Source organism: Candidatus Schekmanbacteria bacterium (assembly GCA_003695725.1).
Taxonomy (GTDB): domain Bacteria; phylum Schekmanbacteria; class GWA2-38-11; order GWA2-38-11; family J061; genus J061.
Genome location: RFHX01000252.1, coordinates 1 through 9,068 on the forward strand (window position 1 = coordinate 1; position 9,068 = coordinate 9,068).

Genomic DNA, 9,068 nt, shown 5'->3' on the forward strand with positions numbered 1-9,068 from the left:
CCTCTATATACATCGAAGCCCTGATTAAAATTGTATGCCTCTTTCAAAATATATGACGCAATGAAACCGCCTGTTGTATAACCACTATCTTTCAATATCTCTGCGAGGGTAAGATTTTCATCAGGCAGTTTATAACCATTGCTCAAAACTCCATGATTTATTACATATTTACCTGTAAACAATGAAGCATGTGATGGACCAGTAAAGGGCACTTGTACAATAGCATTTTCAAAGAGAAGTGATTCATCAGCGAATTTATCGATTGCAGGCGAAGTATTTTTCCTGAAACCGTAACACCCAAGTCTGTCAGCGCGAAGGGTATCTATAGTAATTATAAGAAGATTATATTTTCCCTTCCTTTCATTATTTTCTTTCAAAGATAGCTTTCCTGAAAGGGAAAAATAAAATATAAATGCAAAAATCAATAGAGGAATTATAAAAAAAATTTTTCTCATATCTTTATCTCATTACAAATTCCATCATCAACAATTCATCAAATTTTTATTACTTAACTTTTCCTTTGAATAACCCCCCTCCCTGTGTTCCAACATAAAGATAGTTTGTATCAAGAGGGTTTATACCCATATAAATCATATAAAGATGAGATGGCGAATCTATCTTCGACCAGTTGGCACCGCCATCGATGCTTTCATAGATTCCATAGTCAGCATTTTTCACTTTTGTCCACCACTGCGATACACCTGCATAAATCCTATTGGAATCAGAAGGATCAACTGCAACAGTGAAAATAAACCGTTTATCAAGAATCAACTTCCAAGTTGTTCCACCATCAACGCTTTTATATAAACCTCCACTTTTCCACCCTCTTCCCAATGCACAAACATAAAGGATATTGGAATCATTTTTGTCAACTGCTAAATCTATGACATCCTTATTTCCAAAACTTTTAAACTTTACCCATTTCCCTCCTGAATTAATGGATTTATAAAGGCCGCCCTTCCTGCCTCTAAAAGAATTCAATCCAGCGTATAATGTTGAATTATTAACAGGATCAACTTTTATAGTCCAAATATTTTTCTTCCTCTTTCCAAGTCCTGATGAAGACCTCTTCCAAGAGGTTCCTCCATTTGTAGATTTGTAAATACCTTTTTTATATACTGCGGCAAAAAGGGTTCTTGACTGTACAGATGATGAAGGGTCTATTACAATCCGTGCAGCACCCTTAGGCAAGCCTGATGATTTTTTCCCTACAACTGCCCATGTACCACCTGAATCAGTTGATTTTAAAATTGACCCCCATTTACTTGCATAACCTTCATCTACAGCAAGCCCTGAAGGTGCAATACTCATATAAATAGTCGATGTCATTGAAGGATCAATGGCTATTGAACTTACTGCATCAAAATCTTCAACAACATTATTCAAGCCATCAGAATAAACAAAAGAAGCGCCTCCATCATCGGTTCTCCAAATACCGATGTCTTCATAACCTATAAAAAATCTATTCTTATTCGTAGGATCAAAAGCAACAGTATATGCATAGGTTGGTTCCAACCCTTGTCCCAAATATCTGTTGCTGCCTAAATCCTTCGTATATGTTTGCGACCAACTATCTCCGCCATCGATTGTTTTGAAAACTGATGTTTCTCCATAGATCATAATATTAGGATTGCTCTCTGAAATACAGAAATAGCTTGCCCCTTCCTGATTCCACCATTTATAAAGCCAGCCAAATGTCATATTCTTTTCCTTTGATAAAAAGGTCCAATTCTTGCCTCCGTCAGTTGTTCTATATATGCCAAGATTTTTTCCCCGCCATATCCAATTGCCAACATAAACTGTATCTGCATCATCAGGCTTTATTTTCAGCTCAGAGAAAGGCACCTGCACTAAACTACCTGTTACATCTGTCCAGGTTGACGCCAAATCATCAGATCTATATACTGCTGTTTTCTTCTTCTTTTTATTATAGCAGAGGATATAAATAGTAAGCTTGCCATTTAAATAAACAGAATCCATCATCTTGATTTTTTTGTTTGAGATTCCATTATTTGCCTTCTTCCAGTTTTTGCCGCCGTCGTTGCTTTTATAGATTCCATACCCTGTCCCTACTATTAAAGTCCTTGCCAATGTGCTTGAATCAGGGTCAATGGCAATTCCATAGATTACCGCTTTACGATGAAATCCCTTGCTTATCTTTGTCCATGTTGCGCCGCCATCAGTACTTCTGTATAATTCCCCCTTTCCAGATTTATCAATATCTATCTCTCCAACTCCTGCATAGACAATATTGTGGTCATCAGGGTCGATTGCCAATGCGCCATAACTTCTCCCCCTCCCTAACACCTTTGTCCATGTTGTGCCGCCATCTGTACTTTTATAAACTCCTCCCCACCCTGCCGCATAAAGGATATTGTAATCGGTCGGGTCAAAGATAATGTTTTCTATACCATAAGCATTAGCGCTTTCTGAAGACGAAGCAAATCCATTGTTTACTTTCTTCCATGTTGCGCCTCCATCGACACTTTTATGTATGCCTGCTACATCACTGCCAATAAAGATAATATCAGGATTATCCGGTTGGATTGCACAAGACATCAAATATCCGCCTCCACCAGGACCAATATTTTCCCAATCTACTGCATAAGCAAGTAAGGACGGGATGAGCGATAAAATAAAAATAAATATTGAAAAGCGTCTTTTCATTCCTTTTCTCCTGCCTTTAAATTTTTTTATAATTTTCATCTTTGTTCTTAAAAAATGCTATGCTAATTTCTGTAAAAATTAAAGAAAATTACAAAATTTTTATTTAGTGATTTAATCTTGGCTAAAAATAAGTATATATTTATAGTCGTAATATTCATATTATCTTTCTTATCCTATTCCAATACCTTCAATTATGACTTCGTATGGGATGACACTGAAATAGCCCGTGAAAACCCTGATATAAGGTATATAAAGAATATCCCCAAACTTCTAATTTCTCCATATGGACATCCCTCACAATTTAGTAGAAATATTCTTTACTACCGTCCTGCAATAATGATTTCGTATGTTATCGATTATAAAATTTGGGGGGTCGATGGAGGTGGATTTCATATAACAAATATTTTTCTACATTCTTTGACAGCAATTCTTCTATTTTTTTTCTTGAATAAATTTTCTGAAGATTTATTTCTTTCCTTTTTAGCAAGTATATTTTTTTCTATCCATCCTATCCACACACAGTCTGTTGCTTGGATATCGGGACGGACTGATATTTTATGCGCTCTCTTTTATCTATTATCCTTGTTATTTGGAATTGAATACATTAGGCAGAAGAAAAATCATAAACTTTCATTTCTCATATATTCGGTCTTTTTTTTCTTCATCGCCCTTCTTGCAAAAGAGATGGCAATTACTATGCCACTAATTCTTCTTGTCTTTGACTATCTGCACAATAAAAAGATTAGCGGAACTTTTTCTTTAAAGGATAATATCATCAAATACTTTTCTTATTTGCCTGCTGGAGTTCTTTATTTATTTCTACGTTGGTATGCTCTGAGTGGAAAAATATATAACAATTCTTCAGAAACTATTTTCAATAGAATACCAAAGACGATTGAAACCTTTGCTGACTATATAAGGCTTCTTCTCTTCCCTTTCAACCTCAATACTCTTTATCCTTCTGAAAGTATTAAATTCGAAATTTCCGACATTGCCATTCTTATTCTATTCACTCTGGTAATTTTCAATCTTCTCATTATGAATGATAGAAAAGTCAACAATAACATATGTTTTGGAATTGTTTGGCTTACAATAACACTATTTCCCGTATCAAATATTATTCCTTTCTCACCAATAACCAAGAGTGAGCATTTTCTTTACATCCCCTCTATAGGTTTTTCATTAATAATCGCTGCAATAGGAATAAAAATCTATGAATTCTCTGAGAGAAGACATTGGAAAGCTATAAAAGCCCTATTATTTTTTCTTTCATTAATAGCCTTTTTTTCTTTTTTATCACATACACTGAATAGGAACAGAATTTGGAAAGACGAATTGACACTCTTTAAAAATCAAGTAATAAGAAATCCTCAATTTCCTCGCGCCCATTTCAACCTTGCCCTTGCCTATAAGACAGCAGGCAATATGGAAAAAGCAATTTCCGAACTTGAGATGACATTACAAATGGACCCAAATTTCAGTTATTCCTACATAAATTTAGGAAATATATATTTCGATAAAGGTAATATTGAAAAAGCTATTGAATATTATCAAAAAGCCATAAAGCTTGAAGACACCAACGCTTATCTTTTGAACAATCTTGGTGTTGCATATGGCTTGAAAGGAAGAGGAGAAGATGCAGAAAAGTTGTTCTATCAGGCATTGAAGCTAAATCCACAGTTTGTCTCACCACATATCAATCTTGGCAACCTTTATGCAGGAAGCGGAAAATTTGAGGAAGCTCTCAAACATCTAAACAAAGCTCTTGAAATAGACCCAAGAAGCACAAATAAAGGACGTATCATCAGAGCTGTCGTTTTCCTAAATCTTGGAAAATTGAAAGAAGCAGAAAATGATTTAATCAATGCCGATAATTCAGTACCAAATAAATTTTCGGTTTTGGTTATGTTAGGTGACATTTATAAAGAAAAAGGAAGATTTGCTGATGCCCTTCGAATCTACAAAAAAGCATATGAAATCAATCCAACAGATCAATCTTTAAATGAAAAAATAAAAGAATTACAAAAAGGATAATCCCTCTTTTCATCCTCATATGATTATTTTCTACAGCCATCCAAGTTATGAGCTTATGAGTTGTTATTCAGTCCATTTGTTATTGATACCCGACATCGGCAAAAGAAACCAAAAAAGAATGTCCTCCAAATATGCCTGACAATAAATATAAAGGAATAATCCATTCTAATATCTCAAGATATTCTTTTATAAACAAAGAAAATTGTTGATTCATTTCAAGGAGAAAGAAAGGAAAATTTTTCTTTTGACAAAGTCAAAAAAATTGGAAATATGTAAATTATATTTTGAACAACTTACTTTTTATGTTCTAAGTTTCAACCAAAAATGCAGGAGAGAGAAGATGACTGAAGAATATTCATTTCCACCATATATGGAAACAATGGAAGAAGCAATAAAAGTATTTGGCGGAGAAAAACAAACGACATATAAGGGCAAAGACATTACACCTCTATGGGACCTGAAAGGTGAAGGTTTCTCGAGCTATAAATATCTGTATAAAGCACCCAAATTGGAGAAAATCTGCATTGGATTTCAAAATTTCAGGGATATGTTGATGTCATATGCTTTGATGATCTTCCCTGACGATGAACATGCGCTTCCTATTTTTTCATCATATTGGGCAGAAAGCAAGAAAGGCAGTTACTTTATTGCCGATTTCTATCCCACAGCGGACTGTATTGTCGATATCCCATATATGGAAAAATATCTCGAACCGTTGGAAGATGCCTATGCAAAGGGATTTGAAATGTTCAAAGGGAAAGACGAAAGAAATCCCAACTGGTTCAGAGCATTAATTTCACCTTACTGTCTTACCGGCAGTATCGCACCGAGTACAAAGGAATCGCAAAAGAAACTTATGGAAATCACATTGGATTACTTCAATATCTATGTTGACCTTTGGAAAAAGGATGAGCCGCGTGACCCTGAATATATGAAGCGTCTCAATGAGAGGAAAGAAGCAATTCGACTGAATTTCAGAGAAAAAGATCCGGGCGGCCTTATGATGGTTAGGGCTGTTGGGGAAGAGCTTGCAGAATTATCTCTTTATACACTCTTCTAATCCCAATTCAATAATATAAATAGCAGTATAAAAGAAATGATATTCTAAATTTACTCGAACTTTGCTTTCTCAAACTCAGACGAATCAGTGAAACTCCAAACCGCCGCAAATGTTTATCGCTTGTCCTGTAATATAATCAGAGTCTGACGAAGCAAGAAAAGCAATACCGGCCGCTAAATCTTCAGGTTTGCCAACGCGCTGAATTGGAAGCTGTCCTGACATCATTGCCTGCTCAGCAACCATCTTTACCATACTTCCCTCAGGCATATTTACCGCTTTGTCTCCCGTATGCCATATAGGAGTATCTATCAAACCCGGACATATGCAGTTCACATTTATATCATTTATCGCAAGCTCACAGGCAAGGGCTTTTGTAAAACCGATAACAGCGGCTTTTGAAGACACATATGCTCCACCACCTCCGCCTTGAGGACTTTTCCCCATTGTAGATGAAAAAGTTATTATCTTTCCTTTTATCCCTTTTTCTACCATATGCCTACCAATGATTTGACAGCAGAGAAACATCCCCGTAAGGTTTACATCAAAAACCCACTGCCACTTATCCAACGATTGTTCAAGGATAGGATCATTCTTATCTCCTACCCCTGCACTATAAACGAGGATATCAATATGCTCCATTGCTGTTATTGCATCATCGGCGAATTTTTTGATCTCTTGCGGTTTGGAAGCATCAACAATAAAACCGATAGCTTTCCTGCCTAGCTTCTCAACTTCAGCCACAGCTCTTTCAACACGCTCTTTGACGATATCACCAATTACGATGTTAGCTCCTTCCTTCGCCATTCTTATTGCACCTGCCTTTCCAATCCCACTTCCACCGCCAAGGACTACGGCATTTTTCCCCTCTAGTCTTCTACAGCCTCCTGTCATCTTCAGAGCCTCCTAAACAATTCAAAAATTTATTGTTATTCTATTCCTCTGCCAAGAGCAATGTAATATGAACGGTGTGTAACTCCCGGCTCACCCTTTTCTTCAGCAATCTTTTCTGCAGTTTCAATGAATTTTTTCACATTTCCTCTATTCAGTTTTTCGCCAAGCAATGCGCTTGCAAGGGCATATTGAGCATGTCCGCACCATTTTTTATTGCAGTTCTGTTGGACAAACTCGAGATTTTCACGCGCCTTTGCTGAAATATCAAGACACTGCTCGACAGTTTCATCGTCACAAAGCACACATGCCATATAATGGTCTGTTATCGCAGGTTTCGGCTCAGGCAGGTTTTCCTCAATTTTTTTGTACTCGAGATTTACCCCCATATTACTTATGGCTTTGTCAAGCAAGGATGGGAATACTGTCCTTGCGCCTGACGAATCTCGCAGCTCTTCTGCACAACGCATTATCTTTTTGACCGTTTCAGGCGATACTGTGCCATCTGAGAGCATCGTGCTAAGATTACAAACTGAATGGCAACACCATTTCCCTTTAATCCATTCATGTGTTGCTTCTTCATAGGCGGCATTTAATTCCTTCTTCCCAAAGCAAAATTTTGTAAGACCGCATTTGCGGCACATATTGATGAATTCTTCTCCTATAGGACCTAATTTTTCAATATAGATTGAACCTTGTTCAGCAAGCTTTTGCATCTTTGTCCTGTAAAATTCCACGCAATAATCAGAACAAAAGTCAAGGTCATCAACAACAATGGGCTCCCTATCTACGATTGCTTCCTTACAAGTTTTACAAATCGCCATTATCTCTTACCTTCTTTATTTTATAGAGCTTTATCAAGATTTTTTATTATCATTGGCAAAAGACTAAAATGAACTACACAAAAAAGTTCATAGTCTTTTATTCCCATAAGACTTCTTCCTCCATGGTCGCCAAGAGTAAAGGTAATTCCCTTTTCAAGGTATGGTTTTGGAAGAGCCATTGCGCACCATGAAGTACCCGACATTCCCTGCACTACAATACCCGTTTCCCATGTATATGCCTTGGTAAGGCGGTAAATCTGATTGGCATTTCCCACAAAGTGAACCAGATCAGGGGGTTCTTTTAAATCCTGCAACTTGCCTACAATAAGGTATTTGTGATGTACAAAGTGTTTTGGAATCTGCTGTCCTATTTTTCTGAAGACCTTCTTATCTCCGTAAGGGGCACCTTCGCCAAAAAGAACACTCATTCCGGCCTCTCTCTCCTCCTTTGGAACTTTCCTCGAGCCTATGCCGCCATAAAGTGTGCCGCCGCAAACACAATTGTTCTTAGTAAAGTAAAATGGGGTGTCTTTTTCCCAAGCCTCTGCTGTTATTGCACACATCATACTCATATCATCGCCATAATATGGGATATCCTTTGGCTCGTCATCAGTTACTTTGAAACCTAATATATCCCTTTCAAATCCAACTTTTTCCATCAACTGTTTGGCATAATCACTTAAAAGACTCATAACATCTCCCTTCTCTGTTTTATGGTTTAGAATATTTTTTGCTACAAAAGATTATTGAAAAAAACGAAAAAATGTTCAACTCGTTTCTTATAAATTAAGGACAGATTATCAAGAAGAAAATTGTAAAAATCTCAAGATAAATAGAATGAACTGAAAAGCGCATTGAAGAGAGGTATCCTTCTATTTGATGAGAATATAATCATTTGTCTTGTTTTCCTATTCATTCAAGAAGGCAACTATTTTATCCTCAAGAGCTTTTTTATTTTCTGTCTTAAAGATATGTTGTGCGTGGGCATTCCCATCAAAAACTGCAATCTCTTTATTGCAGGACATCTCATTATACATCTCCTTTATTTTACCAGCCAATCTTTCATCTTTGCTGTATGCAAAGAGTGTAGGAATAGAAATTTTTTCAATATCAGGATGAGGAGGCGGAGATAACAGAACCAATTTTTTAATCTCTTTTTTTTTATCCTCGATCACCGCATCGATAGATGCAAGCGCCCCCATACTCCCGCCAACAACTGCAATATTTTCTATACCCATATCTTTCAAATATTGAACTGCCCCGAGGACATCAGGATACATAACATCCTTCCCTTTTTCTCCAACAATGGAATTGCCATACCCTCGAAGATTTATTGCCAATGCACAAAAACCTTCATCGGCAAGACGACCTGCAAAATCATACCAGCTTTCCCTATTAAAGACCATTCCATGAACCAATACAACACCACTATCTGTCGTTTTACTACAAAAAAGACTTCCTTCAATTTCAGCATTGTCGGATGTTTTGAACTTTATTTCTTTAAATTCCTTCATTTTGCACCCATATGATAAAAAGAGTATAGAAAGAATAATTAAAGATATAGCTCTCTTATCAATCATATGCGCATTTTACAG

At 36.6% G+C, this 9,068-nt stretch carries 8 protein-coding genes; 2 read left to right on the top strand and 6 right to left on the bottom strand.

From position 1 onward, the window contains the following. The coding region (locus tag D6734_09810) for a hypothetical protein (GenBank protein RMF93544.1) at positions 1–455 on the bottom strand (455 nt) is incomplete at its 3' end. A 49-nt stretch (positions 456–504) separates the two neighbouring features. Then, the gene (locus D6734_09815) at positions 505–2,706 is read right to left on the bottom strand and encodes a hypothetical protein (GenBank protein ID RMF93545.1); all 2,202 of its coding nucleotides are present in this window, start codon (positions 2,704–2,706) and stop codon (positions 505–507) included. A 78-nt stretch (positions 2,707–2,784) separates the two neighbouring features. Between D6734_09815 and D6734_09820 the strand changes: the two genes are divergently transcribed. Beyond that, complete coding sequence (locus tag D6734_09820) at positions 2,785–4,701, top strand: tetratricopeptide repeat protein (protein ID RMF93546.1); 1,917 nt, start codon at positions 2,785–2,787, stop codon at positions 4,699–4,701. A 205-nt stretch (positions 4,702–4,906) separates the two neighbouring features. Next, positions 4,907–5,761 (top strand): hypothetical protein, encoded by an 855-nt coding sequence (locus tag D6734_09825; protein ID RMF93547.1) that lies wholly within the window; start codon positions 4,907–4,909, stop codon positions 5,759–5,761. Between the two features lie 84 nt (positions 5,762–5,845). Here the strand turns inward: D6734_09825 and D6734_09830 are convergent, their stop codons facing one another. The 4 genes from D6734_09830 to D6734_09845 form a co-directional block, all read right to left on the bottom strand. After that, positions 5,846–6,652 carry an SDR family oxidoreductase gene (locus D6734_09830; GenBank protein ID RMF93548.1) on the bottom strand — a complete coding sequence of 269 codons (807 nt, stop codon included), beginning with the start codon at positions 6,650–6,652 and terminating at the stop codon, positions 5,846–5,848. A 35-nt stretch (positions 6,653–6,687) separates the two neighbouring features. Beyond that, positions 6,688–7,473, bottom strand: coding sequence for a hypothetical protein (locus tag D6734_09835; protein RMF93549.1), 786 nt, complete (start codon positions 7,471–7,473; stop codon positions 6,688–6,690). A gap of 20 nt (positions 7,474–7,493) precedes the next feature. Further along, on the bottom strand, positions 7,494–8,165 hold the full coding sequence (locus D6734_09840) for a hypothetical protein (GenBank protein ID RMF93550.1): 672 nt from the start codon (positions 8,163–8,165) through the stop codon (positions 7,494–7,496). Positions 8,166–8,381: 216 nt separating this feature from the next. Next, positions 8,382–9,053 (bottom strand): alpha/beta fold hydrolase, encoded by a 672-nt coding sequence (locus D6734_09845; protein ID RMF93551.1) that lies wholly within the window; start codon positions 9,051–9,053, stop codon positions 8,382–8,384. Positions 9,054–9,068: the final 15 nt, after the last annotated feature.